Raw genomic sequence first — 24,558 nt, 5'->3', positions numbered from 1 at the left:
CTGACCGGTATCTAATGCATGGTATCGTCTGCAGATACGTTAACATACGTAGATATGTATGTGCATGCATGAACTCCTTGCTGACAAAAAAATAGCAGGGAGAAGAAAAGGCGAAGCTTCTCTCTGCACAAAAAGAAAGAGAGGAACGCCTATGGAACAAAAAACAATAACAACGTTGGCTGAGCAGATCATTCCCCCTGATTATCAGTTCAATCTGAGTGATTTTGCCCTGTTTTTATCTGTGATGAAAAATAAGGCGGCTTATGAGAGTACACTGCGCATCATTCTTGATGAACCAGGTCTAAATCTGAGAGAAGTGAAGGTGGAGCAGGTGGTGCTCAACCGATCCGGGAAACGCGCCATCCGTTTGGATGCCTGGGCACGCGACGGGCAAAACCGGCAGTTTAATACGGAAATGCAGAATGACTCCAGAAATGATAATCTGCGGAAACGCTCCCGTTTTTACCAGGGACTGCTGGATACCCCCATACTAAAAGCGGGACGAAAGACCAAATATCGGCACCTGCCATCCACGATTATTATTTTCATCACACAAGAGGATATTTTTTCCCGGAATCTGGCAATGTATACTTTTACGGAACAATGCGAAGAGATAGCTGGTCTGCATTTAGAGGACGGGACGAAAAAAATATTCCTGAATATGACAAGCCTTAACGGCAGGCCGGAACTGGTTAGTTTACTACAGTATATGAAGAATACAACGCTGGATAATCCGCAAATACTGGTAAAGGATAAAAGGATTGTGAAGCTGGATCGGATTGTAAAAGAAGTAAAGCAATCGGAAGAATGGGAGGCTGTGAAGATGAATATTCTTGAGATTGGAATGGAAAAAGGCATGGAAAAAGGGCAAAGCAAAGGCCAGGAAAGGGTAAACCTCTTAAACCGGCTCCTTGCCGAGCAAAACCGTACGGAGGATATCGTCAGGGCTGCCAGCGACCCTGCATTACAGAAAAAGCTCTTTAAAGAGTTTGATATATAATTAAAAAGGTGTTTTGGCACTAATATGGGTTCTTACTCCGGTTTGGGTACGGCTTCCCCAAACCGGAGTAAGAATCCTAATATGTTTTCAGGATGATATGCTGCCAAAAAAACACAAATGCCACAGCCTCTTTTCACGCCATTTTATATATTCTTCTGTTTATGCCGTTTCCATACCCGCAGCGCCAGCGTCACTGCCGCCGTTCCTATGGCAATCCAGGCCAGTGCGGAATAGGTATCCAGATATTCCGTAATAATCCCCCAGGATTCCCCTGCCACCGCCCCAAAAACCACCAGCACGGTATCCCAGATCAGACTTCCTGCCACAGTAAACAGGGTAAAAACAGGCAGCTTCATCCTGGCCATCCCGGCAGGAATGGATATCAGGCTGCGGATGATAGGGATGCACCTTCCGAAAAATACCGCTTTTCTTCCCTGCCCGTCAAACCACTGCAGTGTCCGGACAATTTCATCCTTTTTAAAGCCCAGCCTCCTGCACAGATTACTGTCCAGTAATTTTCCGAATCGTTGCGGACTCAGCAGGGCGCCCAGTCCATACAGCAGAAAAGCGCTGGCCACCGACGCGGCGGTAGAAACAAAAATCACCCCCGGAACCGTCATTTTCGTACAGGTGGTAAGAAAGCCCCCGAAAGTGAGTATCACTTCCGAAGGGATGGGCGGAAACACCGTTTCCACCACGATCAAAAGACCAATTCCCAAATAGCCGAACTGATTCATGATGTCAATAACAATATCCTGCATACCCACGCCTCTGGTAACCGTTCAGCCGGCTCTTTGTATCCGGAAGGGATGCCGCAGGACACAAAGAGCCGGCTGAACGGTTACCGCCTTTGCTATGCTTCCTTGTTATCCAGTCTATGCCTCTTTTCCCCATAACAGTACCAAATCTGCAAAGCCGATCTGCCACTATTCGGTCACCTTCATGATGCTCACCCACTGCAGCAGCTTCTCAATGGCAGGGTTATGATTTTCCGTAAGCCAGCTCACTTCAAAATCCAGGGTCTCCTCTTCCTGCCCTTCCCCCTCCTTGCGCATGGGAATCACGACAAGATTGCGGGTATTCCGGTAATATCTCACTGCATATTCCGGCAGTATGGCAATGCCAAGCCCTGCGGAAACCATGAGCAGCAACGTCTGTACCTCCTTCTCCCTGCTCACAATATTTGGCGCATAGCCGCCCCGGTTATAGCACAGGATAACCTCCTCTGCTTCGTCATTCGGACGTCCTTTGGGCTGCATGATAATAAATTCTTCCCCTGCCAGCTCCCGGTAGCTCAGATGTTTCCTGGATGCCAGGGGATGTCCCGGATACAGAACCGCCATCAGGGGATACGCCTTTAGAAAGCGGCGGCTCAAATCCTGGTAATTTCTTATATTTGGAGACAGGTTGAAGGCGATATCGCATTCCCCATCCTCCAGCAGCCCATATAAAGCGCTCATATTTTCCCGGATCAGACGTATGGAAATATTAGGGTAGGTTTCATGAAAATTCCGGATTGTCTCAGAAAACAGACTCTGTTCGTATCCCCTGATAAATCCGATGGAAATGGATCCGGAAAAACCTTCCGCCGCCGACCGGGCCAGCTTCACGGCTTCGTCCGTCCTGGCAAGAATGGCTTTCGCTTCATTCATAAACACCCTGCCTGCCGGCGTCAGTTCCACATGGTGTTTATCCCTTATAAACAGAAGCGCTCCAATCCCTTGTTCCAGCGCCCGGATCTGCTGGGTCATAGCCGTTTGGGAAATAAAGCATTTTTTAGCCGCCTTCGTGAAATTCAGGGTCTCCCCCACCGACACAAAATATTCCAGCTGTTTCAGGTTCATTCTGTTCCTCCTGCTTTTCCGGTTGTACTTACTATTGATTTTACTTTGTAATACCTCAAGCTTCACAGCTGCCAAATGGCCCTCCATCCCGGCAGCGCCCCGCAGACAGCGGACGGAGGGCCATTTGGCACCTGCGGAGTTTGAGGTAGTAATAAGTTTTACTTATTGTAATATGCAATCTTACTATTTGCAACTGCTTATTTTTTGCCCTATAATTCTATTTATGAATTACAAAAGAAAGCAGGTGCTTACCATTGAAAAGTCTGAAAAAATTTTATGAGGGCGGCTACGCCAAATACATACTGCCCGGTGTGCTGCTGCAGTCTGTTCTGATAGGCGGCGGTTATGCCACAGGACGGGAGATTTATTCCTACGGGGCCAAATTCGGAGCTTTCGGATGGATATCCGGTCTGACCATCGGAATCGGCTTTGCCCTTTTTGCCTTTCTTACCTTTGAAATCTGCCGGATTTACAAGGTATATGACTACAAAAATTACATCAAGCAGGTGATTGGCCCTTTATGGCCGGTAATGGACGTTCTTACTATATTAATAGCCATTATGTTAATCGCGGTTATGGCGGCGGCCACAGGAAGCATTTTTGAACAGGTCGGTCTGCCTAATTTTCTGGGAGCGGTGGTCATCGTTTTCCTGTGCGGCCTTCTGAATTTCAAAGGCTCCAAGGTCATTGAAAAGTTCGAATCCGTAGGAACCGTGCTTCTTTACGGCGGCTATATCCTGTTTACCATCCTTGTCCTGATAAGCAAGGGAAGCAATATCCCGCAGGTATTTGCATCCGCGGATACCAGCGCCTATGACGGCAAAATCACCCTGGGCCTGTGCATCTGGACAGGGATCCTGTATGTGGCATATAACATTAATTCTATCCCCATGGGGATGTTTTCCCTCACCAGACAGACAAAACGGAAGGAAACCTTCTTTTCCGGTCTGATTGCGGGACTTTTAATGGTTATCCCCTGGTTCCTCTCTTATTTTGCCATGATGTGCTTTTATGGGGACACTTCCATTGTGGGGGCTGATGTGGCTACTCCCTGGATGGAAATGATCAAGGCGGTGAACGGCGGTCCCGTCCTTCTTGCCCTGTTCAGTATCGTTATGGGATGGACCCTGGTGGAAACGGCTACCGGCTGTATCCATATGATAATCGACCGTTTCGATATTGCCCTGGAGGAAAGGGGAAATACCAGGCTCACCGACAAAAAGAGAGGGCTTATCACGGTAATCACCTTGCTTGCCGCCCTGCTTCTGTCCCGCATCGGCGTGGTTACCCTGATTGAAAAAGGATATTCTTATCTGTCCTACGGCTTTATCCTGTTCTATCTGCTTCCCACTCTGTTTATCGGCGGTTACAAAATAATCCGTTATAAGAATAACAAGTAAAGAATTACCTATAAGGAGATTTTTGATATGAAATATGTAGGATATTACAATGGGGAAATCGGGGCATTGGAAGAAATGAAAATCCCCATGCTGGACCGGGCCGTTTATTTTGGCGATGGCTGCTATGATGCCACTACCTTTGCCCATAACCACATTTTTGCGGTAAAGGATCATGTGGATCGGTTTTATAACAGCTGCAAAATGCTGGAAATTCCTTTTGACATGCCGCGGGAAGTCCTGGTGGAAGAGCTGCAGAAATGTATCGATGCGAATGAAATCGATCACGGCATGCTTTACTGGCAATGCTCCAGAGGGACCGCACTGCGGGCGCATAACTTTCCTCCGGCCCAGGTAAAGCCCAACCTGATGATTTTTACCGTTCCCTGTGAGCTGGTTCCCATGGACAGCACCTTCAAGCTGATATCCATGGAGGATACCCGGTTCCTGCACTGTAACATCAAGACCCTGAACCTGATCCCCAGCGTTATCGCCTACCAGCGCTGTATGGAAAAGGGTTGTCAGGAAACCATTTTCCACAGAGGGGAACGGGTTACGGAATGTGCCCACAGCAATGTCCTGATGATAAAAGACGGTGTTCTGTGTACGCCTCCCAGGGATAACCTGATTTTGCCCGGCATCACTCTGAAGCATCTTCTGGAGCTGGCGGAAGCGAACGGCATTCCCACCAGGGAAGCGGTCTTTACCATGGATGAACTCAGAGCGGCAGATGAAGTCATCATCAGCAGCTCCGGCGGCCTCTGCATCGCTGCGGATGAACTGGACGGAACCCCCATCGGCGGAAACGATCCGGTGACCCTGAAAAAGCTTCAGGACGCCTACACTGCCTTCTATGAAAAGGATACGAATTATTAAAATCGAAAAAAGCGGTTATCCTGTTGCTCCGGCTCCATCGGGGTAATAATTTCCCGGTATCCGATATAAAATTCCCGGTACGTCCATGCCTGTCACAGAGACGTCCGGGAATTTTTCCGTTCCTATATTTGTATGCCGTCTGACCTTCTTACTCCTCCGGCCTGTAGGTAAAGAAATCAAAGGCCGCAAAATTGCTCCCTTCCTTCCCGTTGCCGCTGGCAAACATCCCCACATAGGCGCCCACAAAACCGCCTGCCGTCTCGGATCCAAGGAAGCTGCCGTCCAGCCCGCAGGCCAGCACATGCCTGGTTCCGTCCTCTTCCAGCGCCGTAAACGTGTTTTTCTGCCCTTCCGCCTTCAGCTCCAATATTACGGTGTCCGAATGCCATTCCCGCTCTCCGCAGATTTCCATCTGCCATGGCCTTTCCACATTGTGGTAGGTCACTTCCCCTTCCTGGGTCAGATATCCTTTCACCGCCCGCAGAATCCGCCGTCCCTTTTCCAGGGTCATTTCCGCCCGCAGGGAGTGGTAATTATTCTGAAGCAGTATCAGGCCCGCAGTCTGCCCCTCATTCGGTTCAAACCGCATTTTTGTAAAGGCCGTATAGCTCATATGCTGCTGCCTGCGTCCCACAAATCCGGCACAGTTTACATGGGGAAGCCGGCCGGAACGTATTTTTTCCATCGTTTCCGGGTTCGTGGGTTCCATGGGCCTGGCCGTTGTCCTGATTTTCAGACAGCTGTCCTCCAGACGGAAATCCCCTTCTTTGGGAGTTCCCAGACAGTTCCAGGCAAAACCCGGATGCTTATCGTCAAAATCATCGGTTTCCGGCAGGGCAGGCACAGGGGCTTCCGGCAGGGCAGGGGCCGGATAGGTCCAGTCCAGCTTTCCGCTTCCCGGACATACCACAGGCCAGCCGTTTTCCCAAACCATAGGGGCGATGAAGGTCTCCCTTCCCATATTTTTATGGTATCCGCCATAGGGCCTGGAAGCCAGCATAACCATATACCAGCTGCCGTCCTTCAGCTCCACGATATCCGCATGCCCCGTATTGGCAATAGCCGCTCCCATACCCAGATGCCTGTGGGTCATGATGGGGTTGCCGTCATATCCTTCGTATTCCCCCATCACCTCCCTGCTCCTGGCTATCGTCACCGCATGGAAGTGCTCGGTGCCGCCTTCGGCTATCATCAGATAATACCAGCCGTCCTTTTTGTATAGGTGGGGAGCTTCCGGGCACCAGGCCAGAATCTGGGAACCTCCCCAGATTTTTTTCTTTTCTCCCGTCAGCCGGAAATCCGTCAGATCAATCCGGCTTATCCATATCTTACTGTGGCGCATATCCTTGCCCGAGCTGGTTCCTGTATAATAGGCGGTGCCGCCCTCATCCCAGAACAGAGAGGGATCGATTCCCTCCGCTCCTTCTATCCAGTGCGGCTCCGACCATGGACCCGCCGGATCCTCTGCCGTTACTATAAAGTTCCCGCCATGATCCACGTTGGTGGTGATCATATAAAAAAGCCCGTCATGATACCGGATGGTAGGGGCGAAGATTCCCCCGGAGATCCAGTCCGCTCCTAACGGCAGCTGGGACGGCCGATCCAGCACATGCCCGATCTGCTCCCAGTGCGCCAGATCCCGGCTGTGGAAAACCGGCACGCCGGGGTAGTATGAAAAGGATGAGGTCACCATATAAAAGTCATCCTCTACACGCACGATGGACGGATCCGGATAAAATCCCGGTAACAGCGGGTTTTTAATTTCATAGCTCACGGTCATTTCCTCCTGTAATAGACAACGGATGCCGCGCTCTGCGAGCCATCCTTATATGGTTTCAGAAAAAGACATTGCCAAAATATGTTACTGTGTTCGCTCCGTTAATATAGTTAATCCCTGCTTCCGCCGCTTCTTCATTTACAAAAATCCCATAACTCTCCACAGAAGGGCACATACGCTCCGGGAAACGGCATGGGGCCTCCGGGTAGGTGCAGACATCACAGTTTCCGCAGCCTTCGGAGGTCAGTACAAGTACCCGTTCAAAACTTTCCGTGAAAATTTTCCTTACCTTGGCACATACCTTCTCATGAGCCTCTTTTCCTGCCCGCATCCCATCCAGATCCAGAGAATCCTCCAGCGGATGCCATGTGGTAAACACGTACACCTGCTTAAATGCCATGCACTTTTCCCTGCATTCCTCCACACTCCCTACCCCGGGCGGGCATGCCCAGGTTTTTCCGTAGGATCCGCAGTAATTCACCTCACACAGATGCCGGACTTCGTCGGAAAACTTTATCATTTCCACCGGAATTACCGCCTGCTGATGAACACCTGCATTCCTGCATAAGTCAAAAATCGTAGTTAAATCCTGCATTCCACTCTCCTTTTCCTACTGCGTCCGGGCATCCTATTCCCGCAGGGTATTTGACTTTACGGCGGTGAAGAGGTTCCCTCACATACCTGCTGCCCGTTTTCTTTATCATAACAGATATCGGGTGAATTTAGGAGTCTTTTTTACAGCAGAGGTTAAAAATGGCAAGGAAACGTTATGTTCACGGCCCTTTGTGTCTGCCGCCCTGTGATTTTTTGAAGCGGCGCCAGTTCTCTTTTTAAATTGTTCCATCCTTTACGGAAGCCGCGACCTGATAATAACCTGTCTTTTTAGGTTCCATGGTTACAAAATCATCTTCCAAATCATCAATTTTTCCCACATAAACCTCATAACCCCTGCGAAGAAGTTCCAGGTATAGCACATTCTCAAGTATATGGCCCACATCGATGGAACGGGAACTAAGTAGCATATATCTCATACCAATATATTTCCTTTTACATGATATCTTTTGCCTGATAGACAATAAAGCTTTCCTTAAGCGCCCGGAGATATTTCTCCACTGAGTTCCTTTGGATTCCACAGTTCAATTTTCTACAAACGAAACTTATCTCAAAGACATCACAGAGTACGGATACGGCTTATACCATACATATCCACAACAGAATATTTCCGGCAGTATCCCCAATCCTATCCAACATTTCCCCTCTTTATCCATTTACATCGGACCCCGTCCCTGCTATGGTATAAGTAGAGTATCTGTTCGGCGCAGAATACATATTGTCCGTCACCCTATTACCATATACTCTCGGAAAAGGAGGATTTCCTCATGCCACAGTCCCAGGTCCTGCAGCAAATCATTTCCAACATGGAAACCGTTATTATAGGAAAACGGGAGGTGATAGAGCTTGCTCTCATCACCCTGCTTTCCGACGGCCATCTTCTTCTGGAGGATGTACCGGGGGTGGGGAAAACCACCCTGGGAAAGGCACTGGCCCAATCCATCCGCTGCAGCTTTGCCCGCATCCAGTTCACTCCCGATACCCTTCCGGGTGATGTGACCGGCATGTCTGTTTATCAGATGCAGACCGGTGAATTCCGTTTTATGCCCGGAGCGGTCATGAACGATATTCTGCTGGCTGATGAAATCAACCGGACTTCCCCCAAGACACAGGCCAGCCTGCTGGAAGCCATGGAGGAAAGGCAGATTACCGCAGACGGGAAAACATATCCGCTTCCGGAACTTTTTATGGTCATCGCCACCCAGAACCCGGTTGAACAGCTGGGTACCTACCGGCTGCCGGAAGCCCAGCTGGATCGTTTTCTGATGAAGGTTTCCATGGGATATCCCGAAAAAGAAAAGGAAGAAGCCGATATCGTCCGCCGCGCCCTGAACGGGGAGGCGGTAAAACAGCTTTCTCCCGTTACCACAAAGGAAGCGGTTGCCGATATGAAAAAAGAACTCCGGGAAGTCCGGGTGCATGACGATATTATGAGCTATGCCGTGGAAATCGCACGGAATACGAGAAAAAGCAGATATCTTACCCTGGGCGCCAGCCCGAGGGCAGCTATTGCCCTGGTGCGGGCCGCCAGAAGCCGGGCCTATCTGGAAGGCCGCAGCTTCACCACGCCTGAGGATGTGGCAGCCCTGGCACCACCGGTGCTGCTCCACCGACTGATTCTTTCTGCCCAGGCGCGTCTGGAAGGGAAAAAAGAAAAGGATGTGCTGCAGGAAGCCATGCGTGCGGCAAAAGTACCTGTATTATGAAAGGAAAGAAAAAGAAGGAAAAACGGCTGAAAAACCGCTGGGGCAAGCTCCTTTATCTTTTTTTCCTCATCGGCGCCACAATTCTGGTAAGCTGCCGGGGCGGGAATATTTCCTATCTGCTTTTTTATTTCGCCCTTTTGCTGCCGGTGCTGGCTTTTTTCTATTCCCTGTATGTGTTCTATCGGTTTAAAATCGTACAGGATGTTTCCCGCGTTGTCGTGAAAGCGCAGGAAGTCCCTTATCGTCTTTTGCTGGCAAACGAAGATTTTCTTCCCTTTACCCATATCAGGCTTCACTTTTTTTCCGATATGGTTCGTATGAAACCGGCGGATCCGGGTGTCATATCCCTGCTTCCCCATGAGGAAATCCGGGTGGATACCAAGATGTACTGCAAATACAGGGGAACCTATCCCGTAGGGGTAAAAAGCGTGGAGGTCACGGATTTCCTGGGACTTTTTACCATCCGTTACCCCATGATGTCCCAAATCCGGCTGACAGCAAGGCCCCGAATCATTCCTTTGGAACAGTTGAAAATCGTCCTACAGGAACAGGATCCCAAAACCTCCCTGTTCCCGGTATCCCGGCTCCAGGATCTGCCCGACTATGAACTACGATCCTATCTTCCCGGAGATTCCAGAAAGTACATTCACTGGAAAAACTCCGCACGGGCCGGAGAACTTCTGGTCCGCAAACAGATGCCGGAGGAACTGTTTGAAACGATCCTTTTTATGGATTTGACCCCGCAGGGAGAAGGCATGGAAGCGAAGCATTCCATGGAAGCAAAGCGTTCCATGGAAGATAATATCATCGAAGCGGCTTTGTCCTTCGTCCATGATTATTATCTCAAGAATATTCCCATCCGTATTTTATTTATGGAGGATTCCCTCCGGGAAATTCTGGTGGATGAAAGTACCGGGTTTGAGCCGTTTTATGACAAATGCGCGGAGCTTTCCTTCGAATCCCCTTATCCTCTGGAAAAAGTATGGGACAGTTTCCTTTCCTCGTCCGGCGGTCCCAATGCCTATATTCTGGTGACTGCTTTCGTTACGGATGCCCTGGCCCGCAGTGTGGCGGAAAATCAGCTGGCAGGAAATGAAGTCCTGCTTGTCAATGTGGGAGAGCTTTCTTTATGAAACTACGATCAAACCATATAAAAAGAATATATGCCCTGGCCGCTTCTTCCTGCCTTTGTACCGAAAGCCTGCTTATCCTGAAAAGCTTTTGGGGACTTTCCGCCGGGACCCTCACAGCCGCCGCCGAAGGAACGGATGCCGCTATGGCCCTGCCTGTGCTGCCGGGCCTGGAAAACGTCAGAACGGACCTCCTTTTCTCCCCCGCAGGCTTCCTTTTGCTTTCTGTGCTCTGTCTCCTTCTCATTACCTGGTCGGAAGAAAAAAAGCTGCGCCTTCCGGTATGGGGAGGCCTGGCTGTATTTTCCCTGCTGGCAGGTCTTCTGGTATCCCTTCCGGATAAAAAGAAGCCGGCTCAGGGATCCCTTTCCCTTCCCGCCGCCCCGGCAGCCGGACGGGAATTGTATCTGCTTTTCCTGATCAGCGGACTTCTGATCCTTCTGTGCGGAGCGACTGCGTATCTCTCCTCCCGGCGGCTCTGGCTGAAAGGGCTGGTTTTGTTATTCCAGGCATGCATTCTTGTAATATATGCGATTTGGAAAATTCCTTTTTCCAAAGAGGGCGTTATCTTGTTCCTGTTCTGTCTCCTTCTTTTCCTGGCGGAGACGGCTGCCTGTTTTATCAGCCGTGGCAGGGAAGCTTCTCCGGTTTCCCTGAAAGGCGGGTTGTCCTTATTCTTCGCCCCTCCGGATGAAAATGTACGATATCTGACACCGGTATTTCTGGCCGCCGCCGTCCTGCTCGCCCTGTTTCCGACAGATGACAGGCCCGTCCGCTGGGATACCCTGCGTACCCTCGCCTCCGTACTGGAAGAAAAAACAAATGCCCTGCTGGTCCATACCAGCTACCTTTTTTCAGGCAGCCAGGATACCTACGGCCTTTCCTTTACCGGCTACAGCGGTGACGGCGGGCTGGAGGGCAGCCTTTTACCCGCTCCCTCCAACCAGCTTTCCGTAACGGGCAGTAAAACCAAATCTCCGCTCTATCTTACCGGAACCATCCATGACTGCTATAATGGGCAGGGCTGGGAGCAGAGGGCTACAGACAAAAGCTATCCCGGGGAAGAATACCTTCTTCACTGCAGGCAGTTGGAATCCGCCCTGTCTCAAAGCAATCTGACTTCAGAAGAACAGGCCGCGCTGATACGGACCTGCCGTTTTGAAATTCGATTTGAAGGGCTGAAAACAGAGACACTCTTTTTAGCCCCCTATACAAGCAAATTTGTTTTTACCAAAGGAGATCCCCCGGATACCGGCTACGACAGCCTCCTCCTGCCCAAGGCCCAGGGAGTCGGCTACCGTTATACCCTTCTCTGCCTGGACGTGGATTGGGGCAGTCCGCTGATGCAGCGGGTTCTCCGTCAGCAGGCCTGGGTCCGTCAACCGGTTTCGGATGAAACCCTGCAGAAACGGGAGGCTTATATTTACCAGCATTACACCGCTCTGCCTGATACGGTTCCACAGAGAGTCTATACCCTTGCGGAGGAAATTACCCGGGGAGCCGCCACCGATTACGACAAGCTGAAGGCGCTGGAAGCCTGGCTGAGTAAACTCACTTATACGACTTCCCCTGCTGTATGCCCCGAAGGGCAGGATTTTACCGACTATTTCCTCTTCGACAATCCGGAAGGCTACTGTACCTATTTTGCAACAGCGATGGCCGTACTTGGCCGCTGCTGCGGTATCCCCACGCGTTATATAGAAGGGTTTGTAACCACGGGTACACGCGTGACGGAAGGCCGTCAGGTCTATCTGACAGGGGATAATGCCCATGCCTGGGCCGAATGCTATATCGAAAATGTGGGATGGGTGCCGTTTGAATCCACGCCCCGTTATTATGAGGCAGCAGCCGCTGCCTGGAGCCAGCCTTCCGTCCCTGCCGCCTCCGCTCCCGTCCTGTCTTGTCCCGGGGAAACAGATATGATACCGGAAACCGAAAGTGTTGGCCAGCCCTCTCCCGCTGCTTCTTATATGTCCCTCCATGGAGCATCGCTCTTGCGGCATGCGGGAGAAGTTCTCCTTCTTCTGGCCCTGCTGCTTCTGCTCCTGGCTTCCTTTTTCTTTTGCAGGAACCGCCTGCGGCTTTGCTCCTACCGCCGTCTTGACGCTGAGAAAAAGCTGGAAGAAGGGATGAAGAAAGTATTGTACCTGGGAGAACTGCAGGGGATACGGCTGGAAAAAGGAGAGACCCTTTCTTCCTATGGACAGCGGGCGGGCAGTGTCCTGGATACGCCGGAGCAAACGTTTTCCCATATTATTTACCAGTACCAAAGCATCCGGTTCGGGGGTGTATCTGCTTCCGGGACGCAGGTGCGGGAAATGGAGCAGTATGTCCATATTCTGGAAAAACACTATCTTTGCGGATGCGGACGGATGAAACGGCTTTTTTACCGGCTTAGGTGAACCGGTCTGCGCATTTTCTGTCCAGACCGATCTGAACTGTTTCGTCTTTTTCCCTTTTTACATGTAACCATTCATGGCTCCTATGCCTGCTGCCCTGTGGTTTTGCCTGCCCGGTTTTCCCTAGGGGCGGCGGCGCTGCAAGGATTCCTGGAAGGGCGTCTGAAAACGCCAGCCCATACGCTGTGTCCTTTACAGCTTACAGCGTTAGTACTGCTGCGTTTTTAGCCGAAAATCACAGGGCAGCAGGTATAGGAGCCGTGAATGGTAACTTTCCATTTTTATTTTAATCCTTACCACTTGACAAAACATAATATCTAATATACAATAAGTGCGTACACGAGAACGCAAATTTTAATAACCACATAAAATTTACTAAACATTTTATTTGTATACATATTAACCAATAGAAAAATATAGGAATTATATCTTATGAATATAACGACAAAAGATCTCGCCAAAGCCTGTGGAGTCTCCAGAACAACTGTAACCAGAGCGTTATCCGGAACAGGCCGCATCAGCGAGGAAACTAAATCCCGCATCTTAAATATGGCTAAAGAACTGGAATATCAGCCTGATCTTCTCGCACGCAGTCTGGTGAAAGGAAGATCCATGACTATAGGTATTGTACTGTGTGATTTAAAAAATATGTTCTTCCCCAGCGTCATCGATGCGATGGAACGGGTAGCACGTGATAACGGATATCTGCTGAATATTACCCTGCATGACAACAGTAAGATTCTGGAGGAGAATATTGTCACCCAACTAGCCGGCCACAGGATCGATGGACTCCTGCTCGATCCTGCAAGCCAGGAAAAAAACCATTATAATTATCTGAAAAAGCTTCCTTTTCCTGTAGTTATCATCGGAGGAGACAAACTGGAAGGCTTATCTTTTGTGGGAAACAATGAATTTGAAGCAGCCGGGAGCGCTGCCGGATTTATCGCTGAAAAAGGATATCATTCCTTATACTTTGTTTTTCCGGGTTTTGAAGGGAAAGAGGCGGATTTCTATGGCGGACACAGGGAACGATTAAAAGGCGCACAAACCGCATCTAAGAACTATAATATGGATTTTTCCGTTCTTGCCGATCAGGATTATATAGAACAAACGGCACAAATTACTGCAGCTGCCAAGGTATCCGGAGATAAACCAGCCTTTTTATGTTCCGGGGATATCTACGCAGGGTATATTATACTTAATTTGCAGAAAAAAGGGTTTTTTGCCGGTAAGGATTATGGAATTATGGGTTTCGATCATCTTGATTTGATGCAGATGCTTCCTATCTCGCTCGCATCTGTCGAAAATAATGTGGAACAGATCGGAAATGAAGCAATTGGACTGTTGCTTAATATGATTGAAAATAATCACAAAATGCAGACAATTTATGTACCATATCAGATTATCGACGGAACATCATTATAAGCAAACGGCAGAATTCAACTGTCGTTTGCAAGTTATAATATTATTTTTATTTATCTGCGTACACGTGTACGCATCCATTATTTACCATTTACGAGGGAGGTTGTCATGAAAAAAACAAAGAAATCAATAACACAAAAAAGGAAGCTCATCTCCATTCTTTTTATTCTTCCCACATTCCTGTTGCTTTTTTTATTTATTGTAATTCCGATTTTGTATGGATTTAAAATCAGTTTTCAAAATTACAATATAGCAATGCCCGCATCTACCAGAGTATTCTGCGGGCTTACAAATTACAAAAACGTTCTTGCTAACCCTGATTTCATACAGTCTTTTTCCTGGACACTGGAGTTTGTCTTTATTGCCGTTTCCGGTACAATTGTTCTTGCCATGCTGCTCGCACTGGCACTGAACTCTCCCACGGTCAAAGGTCTGGCCGGTCGACTGGCCAAAACAGCCTTTATCCTGCCCATGATGCTTTGTCCGCTGATTGTCGCTAATATATGGTACATTATTTTTGCTCCCAACTACGGCCTGATCAATTCTACGCTCAACCGATTGCAAATGTCTGCCATCAGCTTTTTCGGCGATACTTTCTGGGCCAGATTTGCAGTCCTGACCGTAGAATTCTGGTGGGGTACCCCTTATGTTATGATTATACTTCTCGCAGCCCTCACCACAGTTCCAGCCGAACTTTTAGAATCCGCCCAGTTGGAAGGAGCCAATAAGCTGCAAACATTTTTTCATGTTACCCTTCCGTGTATAGCAAGCTTTGTTGTGCTGGTCGTTTCAATCCGTCTTATGGACGCTCTGCGTATGTTTGATATTTCTTACGCACTGACAGAAGGCGGTCCTTCCAGAAGTACCCAGACAATCGCTTATTTCATTTATGAAACCGGCTTTAAGTATTTGAAGGTGGGTGAGGCATCGGCGGCGGCTTTTCTGCTTTTTTCCCTAATCATTATAATTACCTTTTTGTTTTTAAAAATTACAAATAAGTTTGTGCCCACCGATATGTAGGAGGTATCCCATGAAAAATAAAATAAGTGAATTTTTATTTAAATTATGTCTTCTGGCAGCTGCCGTACTATTCCTTTTTCCCATATTCTGGACATTTACAATGTCTTTTAAGGAACGGACCGATATTTTCACCAATATGCCCCCGCTGTTTCCTCATACCTGGACGCTGGAAAATTTTCGTGAAGTTTTTGGCACTAGCGGTGCTTTTACTTTCTTCAAAAACAGTTTTTTTGTTTCTATTTGCACTACCACTCTTGTCGTTTTGTTTTCTTCCACCTGTGCTTACGGGCTGCAAAGGCTTTCCGGGAAAAGCAGCCAGCGCCTTTCAGGAGCTGTTCTGATGCTTCGTATGATTCCGGTTATGGTAATGACCATTCCTTTTTATCTTCTTTTTAAACAATTGGGATGGATCAATTCCCTTCCTGCACTGACTTTATGCTATACCGCTCTTTCCCTGCCCCTTGCAACCTGGCTTTGTATGGGTTTTTACCGGAATATTCCGGATAGTATTTATGAAGCGGCAGTAGTGGACGGTGCAAACGAGTTCCAGCTTTTTTTTCGAATCGGACTTCCGCTGATCGCTAACAGCATTGTTGTTGTTGTTCTGCAGACTTTCTTTTTCGCATGGAATGAACTCACACTCGCCATGGTATTAATCAACAAAGATGAAAACCGGACAATGGCAGTGGGGATTAAATATTGGGCGGCCAATACTCTGGAAACACCTTATGCACGTATGGCCGCTGCAGGTATGCTTTGTATTGTTCCCACCGTAATCATTACCATTTTTGCCCAGAATTATCTGGTAAAAGGTTTTGTCAGCGGTGCGGTCAAAGGATAACATGGTTTCAAGCGCTTCATGCGCGGAAAGGGGTACAAATGAAAAAGAAAACCTTACTCGCAACATTAACGGCAGCCGCTATGCTTACGGGGCTGCTCACCGCCTGCACAAGCCCGCAGACTGAATCACCTGTCCGGGAAAGCCCGGTACAGTCAGAGAATTCTGCTGATGCTCCGAGCGAACCTGCCGCACCTCCTTCTGAGGATGCTGCTAATGCTGAAGCTTTCGGATATCAACTGAATCTCAATCCCGGAGACAGCTTACAGGGGCAGTACGCCGGTCAGACGCTCACTGTTTTCTGCTGTACAGGTGAATTTTCAGATCCGCTTCAGGAATCTATTGACGCTTTTCAGAAATTGAGTGGTGCCACAGTTAACCTGTACATTTACAGCTTCGATGAGTTGAACTCTAAAATTGCACTGGCCCTGGCGGGAGATGAAGAAATGGATGTAACCTGTTTTGTAAGTGCCTACATGGATACATTTAACAGCGTAGGCCAGCTGGCAAATCTTACCGAACTCTCCACACAGTATGGCTCACCGGATTATAATTGGGATGGATTTTCCACAGCTCTCATCGATAGAACCAGTGATTCCAATGGTGTTTTTGCAGTTCCTTATCAAATATGTGAAATGATGGGCTTTTACCGTAAGGATCTGTTGGAAGATCCTGAAATTCAGGCAGATTATAAGGTAAAAACCGGAAAAGACCTTACCGTTCCGAATACAACTGATGAATTGAAAGAAATTGCCGCTTATTTTTCAAAAAAAGATAATCCGGATTCCCCCACTACATATGGATTTTTATCACAGGGTGTGACCAATGCCGCCATGTGGTCCTGGATGTCCCGCCTCGGTAGTTTTGGAGGATCGATGTTTGGTGATAACTGGACTTCACAATTCAACAGTCAGGCCGGTATTGACGCCATGAACTATAACAAAACCCTTCTTTCCTTCGGTCCCGCTAACTGGAATGAATACGGTTTTGATGAAGTAAACGCCATGATGGCATCCGGCGAAGTTTTCATGTGTGAAAACTGGAGCAGCGCTTATCCCTCCATCAATTCAGGTGATATGACAGGTAAAATAGGCTGCTGCGTTACCCCCGGAAAAAGCCCTGTAATTTCCGGATGGAGTCTTGGAATCAACGCACTTTCTCAAAAACAGGAACTCGCCTGGAAATTTATCGAATTTGTCACGTCGGAAGATGGTGAAATGACACGAATTGACAATGGTGTGGCTCCCGCACGGGGAAATAACATGAAACGACTTATGGATGCAGGAGAAGATGTGGGCTATTATACCGCAATCACAGACAGTCTTGCCTGTGATAAAACCTGCTGGGGCGATATCTGCCTTCCCTACCTGGGCTCACAGGGTAGTTCCATCATCGATACTTATACACAATCCATGTATAAGGGCAGCATAACAGCAGAAGAAGCCTTAACCAATATGGAAACAGAAATCGAAACAGCCCTGAAATCCGTGGGGATCACTCACTAAAGGAGCAATCTAATGAACCGTATAACAATTTACCCGGAGCATATTAAAAACAAAATAAGTCCCTTTTTATTAGGCCATTTTGTTGAACAGTTTAAGGGAAATATACCGGGCGGTATCTATATGCCCGATAGCCCTCTGTCCGATGCGGATGGAATGCGTAATGATGTTATTGAAAAAATGAAGGAAGCCGGGGTTTCCCAGATCCGCTGGGCAGGCAATTTTAGTTCTCATTATCATTGGATGGATGCTGTTGGTGAAAAACAGCTGCGTCCCAAGAAAATTAATTTTGCCTGGGGTGGAATCGAAGACAACGGACATGGTACCGCCGAATTTGTCAATCTATGCCGGAAAGCCGGTGCGGAGCCTGTTATTGGCGTAAATATGGGAAGCGGAACCCCTGAAGAAGCCATGAATTGGGTAGAATACTGCAACGGTTCCGGAGGAACTTACTATGCAGACCTTCGTATATCCCATGGCTATCAAGAACCTTTTCATGTAAAATACTGGTGTCTTGGCAATGAAATGTATGCGCAATGGCAGTTTGGCTCTCTAAATGCAGAAGATTATGCAAAAAAAGCAGTTCATTTCGCCTATGCTATGAAGCGGGTGGATCCTTCCATAAAACTGACGGCAGTGGGACTTGAAACAGATCCCGTCTGGAATTATAAAGTTGCGGAAAGGCTTACCATACAGCAGGTACCATATGCACCGGAAGCCGGGGAATATATTGATTATATTTCCGCGCATTATTACCCCATCGGCAATGACTGTGCTTACGCCAATTCCGATTACCGTACACGCATGACAATGGGTGAATTTTTCCATGAACGCACTATGCTGATGCGCCATGCAATAGAAAATGCTGCCGATGATTCAGAAATCCCCGTTAAAGTTGTATGGGACGAATGGAATCCTATGGGAGAAAGGGACGGCAGTGAATTCACTCTGGAAATGGCCCTCTGGTCCTCTACCATCCTGAATTCATTTATCAGAGATTCTAAGTATGTAGAAATGGCAAACTATACCTTCTTTGTCGGTGGAAATGGTCCCATTCAGGTGACGGAGAATGGAATGCTGATTCAGCCTGAATTTTACATGATGAAGCTATACGCTGAGCATCTGGGTGAAAAGCTGGTGGAAAGCTGGTGCGATATAGAAAATATCCCCCTGGATATGCCCACGGATCGCCGATGGCCCAAATACGGCACAGTTAAGAAAAAGAAACGACAGATTCCGCTTCTCGATATAGCTGCTACAAGTGCGGCGGATGACTCTGTTACTGCCTTTGTAACCAACATAAGCTTCGATCGGGAACTGGAAGCCGTACTGGAATTAAACGATTGCAGCCGTACCTATAAACGCATTTTAATTTCCACACTCTGGCACGCGGATTTACACGCTGATAATTCTCAGAATCCGGATAAAGTGAAAACGATTACGCAGGAATCCTCCATTGAAAATAATTCCTGCCGTATAACCTTTCTTCCTCATTCCGTCAATGCCATAACTTTTTTACCGGATTAATTGTATTCTGAAAAAAGGCTGTCCTGAAAATCTTTCAGGACAGCCTCCTGTATTAGAGTTCTCTTACTCCACATACCCCTTCATCTTCAGATAAGCCGTAATCATCTCCACCGCCCCCTCTACCCCACAGGCCGAGGTATTGATCATCAGAGCCTTATTCCTCTTATCCCCCCAGATCTCATCCGTGTAATACTGGTAATAATTCCTGCGGATTTTCTCTGTTTTCTTAATCAGCTTCGCTGCCTTCTGCTTGTCCTCCAGGGAATACAGCTTCATAATCCGTTTGATCTTATCTTCCATATCCGCATAAATAAACACATTCACCACATCATCCTGATACTCCAGGATTACATCGGCGCAGCGCCCCACCACCACACAGGATTCCTCCCGGGTCTTATTCAGTATCAAATCCGCCTGCATGTCAAACAGCCGCTCACTCAGGGTATCCGCGTCAAAATCATAAGGAATAAAGGATTCCCGGAAAGGGCTGGAGGGCTTTTCATCGTTTTCCATCAATTCTTCCACACTGATGCCGCTTTTCCCTGAAATTTCATTCAGGATGTTTTTGTCCAGGAAAGTAAAGCCAAGCTTTTCCGCAAGCTTTTCACCCACTTCCCGTCCGCCGCTTCCATACTCACGTCCGATGGTAACCGTTACTTTTTTCTTCATACCAAATCCCTCCTTTTCTTTCCGCACTTTTCCGGATGGAACTTCAGGCCGTCCGATTAGATGCCCTCTGTCTGCAGCAGGTTATTTATTCAGAAACCGGTTCCTCCAAATCGGAGGTACAGTGACAGCATTTCACTGCATCAGCCGGTATCTCGCTTTTACAATAGGGACAGATTTTTGTGGAAGGCTTTGCCGGCTCTTCCTCCTTTTTCTCTTTGTCCTTCCTGTTTCCAAGCTCTGCAATTTTATTGATGCCCTTTACCAGCAGGAAGATCACAAAGGCCATGATAAGAAAATTGATTACCGCTGTCAGAAAGGATCCGTATTTAATATCCACACCTCTGACAGTGAGCACAAGGTAGCTTAAATCCGTATTGGCAATCAGCCCCAGCAGAGGCGAAATCACATCGTTTACCAGGGAATTCACAATTCCCTGGAAGGCGGCACCCACAATGACGCCGACAGCCATATCGATCACGTTGCCGCGCATGATGAATTTTTCAAATTCCTTCAGAAACTTTTTCATTGCTTTCCCTTTCCTCATCTGTAAAATTCCTTTTCAGTCCCGGGAGCGCCGCTCCGGCAGCGGGCGGAGGGCCCTTTGTCACCTGTGTAGTCTGCGTTTATAATTTATTTTATCATATTAACCTCGTTTCTGCCATGTTTTTCACCGGTCCGGCGGATCTCTTTTCTCTCAGATAAGCACCGGATTCAAAATATCCAGATAAACCCGCGCACAGGGATCTTCGGAAAACAGCTCGCCTTCCGTTGTCAGTTCCAACATATCAACCCCTGTCAGATCCGCTTCTCCTGTATAGGTACCGCCTGTATCGGTCAGCTTCGGGGAGCAAAACAATGTCCTGCCGTCTCCTGACAGCTGCAGCCGCATATTTATTGTTTTCTCCTCCCGATCCCATATAATATGTTCCCTGTCCAAGATCTTCGGTGTCCAGGCGTCAATATCAAATCCATACCGGAATGACAACCGTTGGTATTTTCCGCCAAGCTTCCATACAATTCTGGTACGGTTCCCCATACTCAGGCCATGACTGTACCGCAGATGATCCACCACCAAAGGGAGCCTGCCATATGCTGTATTTGCACATATATCCTTCTGCACAGGACAATTTTGTGAAGTTTCCGAATGGTACCAGGGAAGTTCGGACAGAAGCCTGCACTCCTTATTTTTCCGGTTCTTATACGGAGGGGCTAACGCCGGCAGCGCTTCCGCCCTGTCTGCAACGGCAATTTCCACGGGGATCCCATCTCCTTTTACAGTGATCTCCAGCCATCCGGCAGCCCATTGAAAGCTCACCCTGTCTGAATTTGCGATACGGAAAGGTTCCCGGGCCAACCGCAGACTGAAGCATATATTCTTTCCTTTTTCACTGTTTACGTGAAGAAAACAGCTGTCTTTTTTATTTTTAATAATCAGATACTGCCAAAGCGCCAAAGCCCCGCGTATATGCAGCAGGAAACAGTCCTTTCCGGGTATGGAAAACCACTGGGCCTCCTCTTCATTTTCACGGGAATGCATAATAATCATAAGATCCCTGAACAGGGCATAGTATGCATTTCCGTCCGCTTCGACCGGATAGGCACGGCATAGTGTCTCATAAGCCTCCCCGCTTCCTGCCGCACCCGCGTAAAGCTTCCCCATACCTCGAAAAGCATCCGGCCGGTCTGTTACGAAAGGCAGATAATAAAATCTGGATTCCTTCGGTATCAGCTCCATGTTATTCCTGATCTGATAAACCGGCATAAATATTTCCCGGAAAATCCCTCCCGTCCACGCATCTCCCAGTTCTTCCGGCATATGGCCATTATAATCAACCGCCATATGTATTTTATTCAGTACCTCCGTTTTCTCAGGAATCAGCTTTTGCAGGATAACGGCCCTGAAAAAAGCGATCACGGCAAGTCCCTGGGCAGACCAGACAAGCTGATTATAAGGGCCGCATTCTATCAGCCAGCTTTCCCCTTCACAGGAATAATTTACCGCGCCCAGCGACAATCCGGTAAGAAGCATTTCCACCGTAAACCCTAAGGATATCTGCTGTTCATTTCCCTGCAGATATCCATGACACTCGCCCGGTACATCCCGGAAACCGGCATCATTCCAGTACCAGTTTTCCGGCTGTACCCCGATCTGGCCGCAGGCGCCGTCAATCCATGCCCCAAGCACGGCTCCAAAGCAGGAATATGCCGCATGGGCATGATTTTGTTTATACGAAAAAATAAAATAATCTGCATATTCTCTCATTTTGTCCATGAAAAACGGTCTTTTTATCATGGCGGCAAGCTCCAGGTTATTTCGGTTTCCATCCGCATAGATAAACGTAATTCCATACTTTGCACACAAGGCAAGCAGCCGGAAGAAATATTCGTTTCTCCAATAGCTTTCCTCTTTTGTCCCCAGATACTGCTCCACAAAGCCTGTACTCACCAGATTGCGGCTGTACTGCATCACATATTCGATTTCCGAAAGGCTGGTTATCGTATATTTACCAAACTGTGTCTCATGAGGTCCCAGTGCTCCCAAATGCCATAAATACCCCTTCGCATCCTCCTCCAGCATATACGCCGTCACTTTATCGGCCCTGGCCTTATAGGATGCGATTAATCCCATTCCGGTATACGGCTTCAGGTCCTCCGGAAGCAGATCCCATACCTCGGCAGGCTCATGCTCACTGTAATCAAAAATAGTGAACCATGGATTTTCCCGGTTAATTTCCCTTTTTACCGGATTTTTACCATGTTTTTTATTGACACGGAAGCTTACAGGACATGACCATTTATCGCTTCCCGTTTCTCTCACTCTGGCATGCCAAATCCCTTCATGTCGGGGCAGTTCCTCTGTCCGGGGAAAATAGTACCCCACATCAGAATCAGGCAAAATGGCGGCTTCCAGCTTTGCTGCGTCCCTAAATTCCTGATTATCCGCCAGTTCCAGCACATATGCGGCGGCCTTGCTGCCCTTCGTTTTTGTCCATTTAAAATGCAGCGCAATGTCTGTGATTTCCTGATCTTGAAACGGCGCCAGAAATTGGGAGTTTTCCTTTCTTTCCCCCCATGCATTATCATCCTTTTCCCTATCCGGCTGTTGCTCGCTCATACGTACTCTCCATTCTTTATCCGGTATTTAAAAAAGGGCACCATCGGGCGCCCTTTTTCTCTGTTTACTGATTCTTTGCTGCAAAGGCCTCATACTGTGTTTTCATAGCTTCCGTCACCTTATCCAGTCCGGCTGCTTCCAGTTTTCCTTTAAATTCATTGAATTTTGCTTCCGTATTGTCGCCGTAAATACCAAGGGAAAAGCTGTATTCATACTCATCCACAATCGAATTGACAACGGAAAGCTCTGCGGCAACGGAAGAAGAGTCAAAAGTAAACCCTGCTACTTCCGCAAACAGTTCCCTGGAATCAATGCTGTCACTAATCGCCAGCCTTCTTTCATCGGTTCCTGCCATAACCGGCTCATCTGCACGGTTCAGCGCCCAGCCCCAGCTGTTCCAGCTGTAATTCCCGGCAGCCTCCAATACCATTCTCTGTCCATCCTCGTTCAGATCCCAGTGTTCCCCCCGGATTCCCCCCAAAAGGGTACGGTTCAAATCCACATCGCTTTTCATATAATCAAGAACAAGAGCCGCTCTCTCCGGATGCTTGGAGTTGGTGGCAATGGCGATCATATCTCCGTTGTAACGGCTCCTTGCCATATGGATATCCGGAGATACATCATATACACTGAAGGTTCCCAGGCCGGCCTTTTCCAGCTTTTCACCGGCATCAACCGCCGAGAAGTTCCAGCCTATGCATCCTGATGTCCCATTTTCAAAATAAGCGGTTGCATCGTTGGTATCATTAATCGCATCCTTAGACCAAACACCGTCTGCTGCCAGCTCCGCCATTTCTTCCGCATAGTCCAGATACAGATCCGAGGTATAAAGATAAAGCACCGAATCCCACGCAGGAAGCTCCTCCTTATTGCCTGCATTATAAAAATAGTCAAAGCCTTCGGTAAAGTAATCGTAACCCTTTGCCTGTAAATACGGCTCTAATGTCTGGTTTCTGTTGGCGTTGGTATTCAGGGCAACCACACCTGTTTCACTCTGTACCTTAGCCAGCTCCTTCAGGAACACTTTAAAGCTGTCCCAATCCTCCGGTTCCGTCAGCTGATATTTATCTATCAAATCCTTTCTTGCCACAATAAAATCATAATTACTGAAGGATGCATTCCCCTTCGGCACCGCAAATAATTTATCACCTATCTTAGCCTGCTCCCAGCTTACCTCCGGCTGCTGTTCAAAGCTATAGGGAAGATAGGTCTGCACAAAATCCATATCCATTTCCTTGAAGGCGCCCTTGGCGGCTTCTTCGTTATAGTAGCACCAGGAAGCGGTATAGATTAAATCCACGTTTTCCCCTCCTGCCAGTACCAGGGAATACTTCGTCTGGTAATCGCTCCAGTTCAGGAATTTAATTTCCAGGTTCGAATTCAGGTTCGGCAGGAGATATTTACTGTTTGCTTCCTCCAGCACCTTTTCCATATCCTTTGGTTCATCCCCCAGCACATACAAGACAATAGTTTCTGTTTCCGCCAAATCATAGCCCTTTCCATAGTAAGGGCTTTCCGGTGAAACTTCCTCATCCCGGGCCTGCTCCTGCGCGGTCTCCTGTACCGGCGCCGCACCGGATCCTTCCTGTCCGGTATCCGCGGCACCTGAACAGGCGCACAACCCCGCAGCCATTACAACGGCAACCAGTACAGACAGCTTTTTCATCCATTTGTTTTTCATGATATCCCTCCTTAAATTTATGAATAAAGTTCTCGTAACTGTT

At 48.1% G+C, this 24,558-nt stretch carries 20 protein-coding genes; 11 read left to right on the top strand and 9 right to left on the bottom strand.

The annotated features are described in order from the left end of the window. The first annotated feature begins 151 nt into the window (after positions 1 to 151). Positions 152 to 1,000, top strand: coding sequence for a PD-(D/E)XK nuclease family transposase (locus DXA36_RS05780; RefSeq protein ID WP_182478950.1), 849 nt, complete (start codon positions 152 to 154; stop codon positions 998 to 1,000). Positions 1,001 to 1,143: 143 nt separating this feature from the next. Here DXA36_RS05780 and DXA36_RS05775 read toward each other — a convergent pair whose 3' ends face one another. Together DXA36_RS05775 and DXA36_RS05770 are read right to left on the bottom strand one after the other, a co-directional pair. Next, positions 1,144 to 1,761 (bottom strand): DedA family protein, encoded by a 618-nt coding sequence (locus DXA36_RS05775; protein WP_118677247.1) that lies wholly within the window; start codon positions 1,759 to 1,761, stop codon positions 1,144 to 1,146. Between the two features lie 165 nt (positions 1,762 to 1,926). After that, positions 1,927 to 2,844 (bottom strand): LysR family transcriptional regulator, encoded by a 918-nt coding sequence (locus tag DXA36_RS05770; protein WP_182478949.1) that lies wholly within the window; start codon positions 2,842 to 2,844, stop codon positions 1,927 to 1,929. A gap of 254 nt (positions 2,845 to 3,098) precedes the next feature. Here DXA36_RS05770 and DXA36_RS05765 point away from each other — a divergent pair, with 254 nt between their 5' ends. Both DXA36_RS05765 and DXA36_RS05760 read left to right on the top strand, forming a co-directional pair. Beyond that, positions 3,099 to 4,244: a YkvI family membrane protein gene (locus DXA36_RS05765; RefSeq protein ID WP_118677243.1), complete on the top strand. Its 1,146-nt coding sequence runs from the start codon at positions 3,099 to 3,101 to the stop codon at positions 4,242 to 4,244. 27 nt (positions 4,245 to 4,271) lie between these two features. Then, positions 4,272 to 5,117 carry an aminotransferase class IV gene (locus DXA36_RS05760; protein WP_118677241.1) on the top strand — a complete coding sequence of 282 codons (846 nt, stop codon included), beginning with the start codon at positions 4,272 to 4,274 and terminating at the stop codon, positions 5,115 to 5,117. Positions 5,118 to 5,265: 148 nt separating this feature from the next. On the opposite strand, the gene DXA36_RS05755 is transcribed toward DXA36_RS05760, so the two are convergent. From DXA36_RS05755 to DXA36_RS33975, 3 genes are all read right to left on the bottom strand, one after another. Then, positions 5,266 to 6,891 carry a glycoside hydrolase family 43 protein gene (locus DXA36_RS05755; protein ID WP_118677680.1) on the bottom strand — a complete coding sequence of 542 codons (1,626 nt, stop codon included), beginning with the start codon at positions 6,889 to 6,891 and terminating at the stop codon, positions 5,266 to 5,268. A gap of 61 nt (positions 6,892 to 6,952) precedes the next feature. Next, positions 6,953 to 7,489 carry a DUF2284 domain-containing protein gene (locus DXA36_RS05750; RefSeq protein ID WP_118677239.1) on the bottom strand — a complete coding sequence of 179 codons (537 nt, stop codon included), beginning with the start codon at positions 7,487 to 7,489 and terminating at the stop codon, positions 6,953 to 6,955. Positions 7,490 to 7,724: 235 nt separating this feature from the next. Further along, positions 7,725 to 7,925 (bottom strand): hypothetical protein, encoded by a 201-nt coding sequence (locus DXA36_RS33975; protein ID WP_330424983.1) that lies wholly within the window; start codon positions 7,923 to 7,925, stop codon positions 7,725 to 7,727. Between the two features lie 348 nt (positions 7,926 to 8,273). Between DXA36_RS33975 and DXA36_RS05740 the strand changes: the two genes are divergently transcribed. From DXA36_RS05740 to DXA36_RS05705, 8 genes are all read left to right on the top strand, one after another. After that, complete coding sequence (locus tag DXA36_RS05740) at positions 8,274 to 9,212, top strand: AAA family ATPase (protein ID WP_118677237.1); 939 nt, start codon at positions 8,274 to 8,276, stop codon at positions 9,210 to 9,212. Then, entirely contained in the window at positions 9,209 to 10,345 is a 1,137-nt protein-coding gene (locus DXA36_RS05735; RefSeq protein WP_118677235.1) for a DUF58 domain-containing protein, read from the top strand. Before DXA36_RS05740 ends, DXA36_RS05735 begins: the two co-directional genes overlap by 4 nt. After that, positions 10,342 to 12,744 carry a transglutaminase-like domain-containing protein gene (locus DXA36_RS05730; protein ID WP_118677233.1) on the top strand — a complete coding sequence of 801 codons (2,403 nt, stop codon included), beginning with the start codon at positions 10,342 to 10,344 and terminating at the stop codon, positions 12,742 to 12,744. The genes DXA36_RS05735 and DXA36_RS05730 overlap by 4 nt, the downstream gene beginning before the upstream one ends. A 429-nt stretch (positions 12,745 to 13,173) precedes the next feature. Next, entirely contained in the window at positions 13,174 to 14,166 is a 993-nt protein-coding gene (locus DXA36_RS05725) for a LacI family DNA-binding transcriptional regulator (RefSeq protein WP_118677231.1), read from the top strand. 105 nt (positions 14,167 to 14,271) lie between these two features. Next, on the top strand, positions 14,272 to 15,183 hold the full coding sequence (locus DXA36_RS05720; protein WP_118677229.1) for a carbohydrate ABC transporter permease: 912 nt from the start codon (positions 14,272 to 14,274) through the stop codon (positions 15,181 to 15,183). 10 nt (positions 15,184 to 15,193) lie between these two features. Beyond that, positions 15,194 to 16,024, top strand: a complete 831-nt coding sequence (locus tag DXA36_RS05715) for a carbohydrate ABC transporter permease (RefSeq protein WP_118677227.1) — start codon at positions 15,194 to 15,196, stop codon at positions 16,022 to 16,024. A 38-nt stretch (positions 16,025 to 16,062) separates the two neighbouring features. Next, the gene (locus DXA36_RS05710) at positions 16,063 to 17,526 is read left to right on the top strand and encodes an ABC transporter substrate-binding protein (RefSeq protein ID WP_118677225.1); all 1,464 of its coding nucleotides are present in this window, start codon (positions 16,063 to 16,065) and stop codon (positions 17,524 to 17,526) included. A gap of 12 nt (positions 17,527 to 17,538) precedes the next feature. Next, on the top strand, positions 17,539 to 19,050 hold the full coding sequence (locus DXA36_RS05705) for an alpha-L-arabinofuranosidase C-terminal domain-containing protein (RefSeq protein ID WP_118677223.1): 1,512 nt from the start codon (positions 17,539 to 17,541) through the stop codon (positions 19,048 to 19,050). Between the two features lie 63 nt (positions 19,051 to 19,113). Here the strand turns inward: DXA36_RS05705 and DXA36_RS05700 are convergent, their stop codons facing one another. The 4 genes from DXA36_RS05700 to DXA36_RS05685 form a co-directional block, all read right to left on the bottom strand. Beyond that, positions 19,114 to 19,719, bottom strand: coding sequence for a cytidylate kinase-like family protein (locus tag DXA36_RS05700; RefSeq protein WP_118677221.1), 606 nt, complete (start codon positions 19,717 to 19,719; stop codon positions 19,114 to 19,116). Positions 19,720 to 19,804: 85 nt separating this feature from the next. Beyond that, positions 19,805 to 20,245, bottom strand: a complete 441-nt coding sequence (mscL, locus tag DXA36_RS05695) for a large conductance mechanosensitive channel protein MscL (protein ID WP_118677678.1) — start codon at positions 20,243 to 20,245, stop codon at positions 19,805 to 19,807. A 168-nt stretch (positions 20,246 to 20,413) separates the two neighbouring features. Next, positions 20,414 to 22,834 carry a glycoside hydrolase family 98 domain-containing protein gene (locus tag DXA36_RS05690; protein WP_118677219.1) on the bottom strand — a complete coding sequence of 807 codons (2,421 nt, stop codon included), beginning with the start codon at positions 22,832 to 22,834 and terminating at the stop codon, positions 20,414 to 20,416. Positions 22,835 to 22,898: 64 nt separating this feature from the next. Then, entirely contained in the window at positions 22,899 to 24,515 is a 1,617-nt protein-coding gene (locus DXA36_RS05685; RefSeq protein WP_118677217.1) for an ABC transporter substrate-binding protein, read from the bottom strand. Between the last annotated feature and the right edge of the window lie 43 nt (positions 24,516 to 24,558).

It is taken from the genome of Eisenbergiella sp. OF01-20 (assembly GCF_003478085.1).
In the GTDB taxonomy this organism is placed as follows: Bacteria; Bacillota; Clostridia; order Lachnospirales; family Lachnospiraceae; genus Eisenbergiella.
This window is presented reverse-complemented; position numbering and strand designations above follow the sequence as displayed.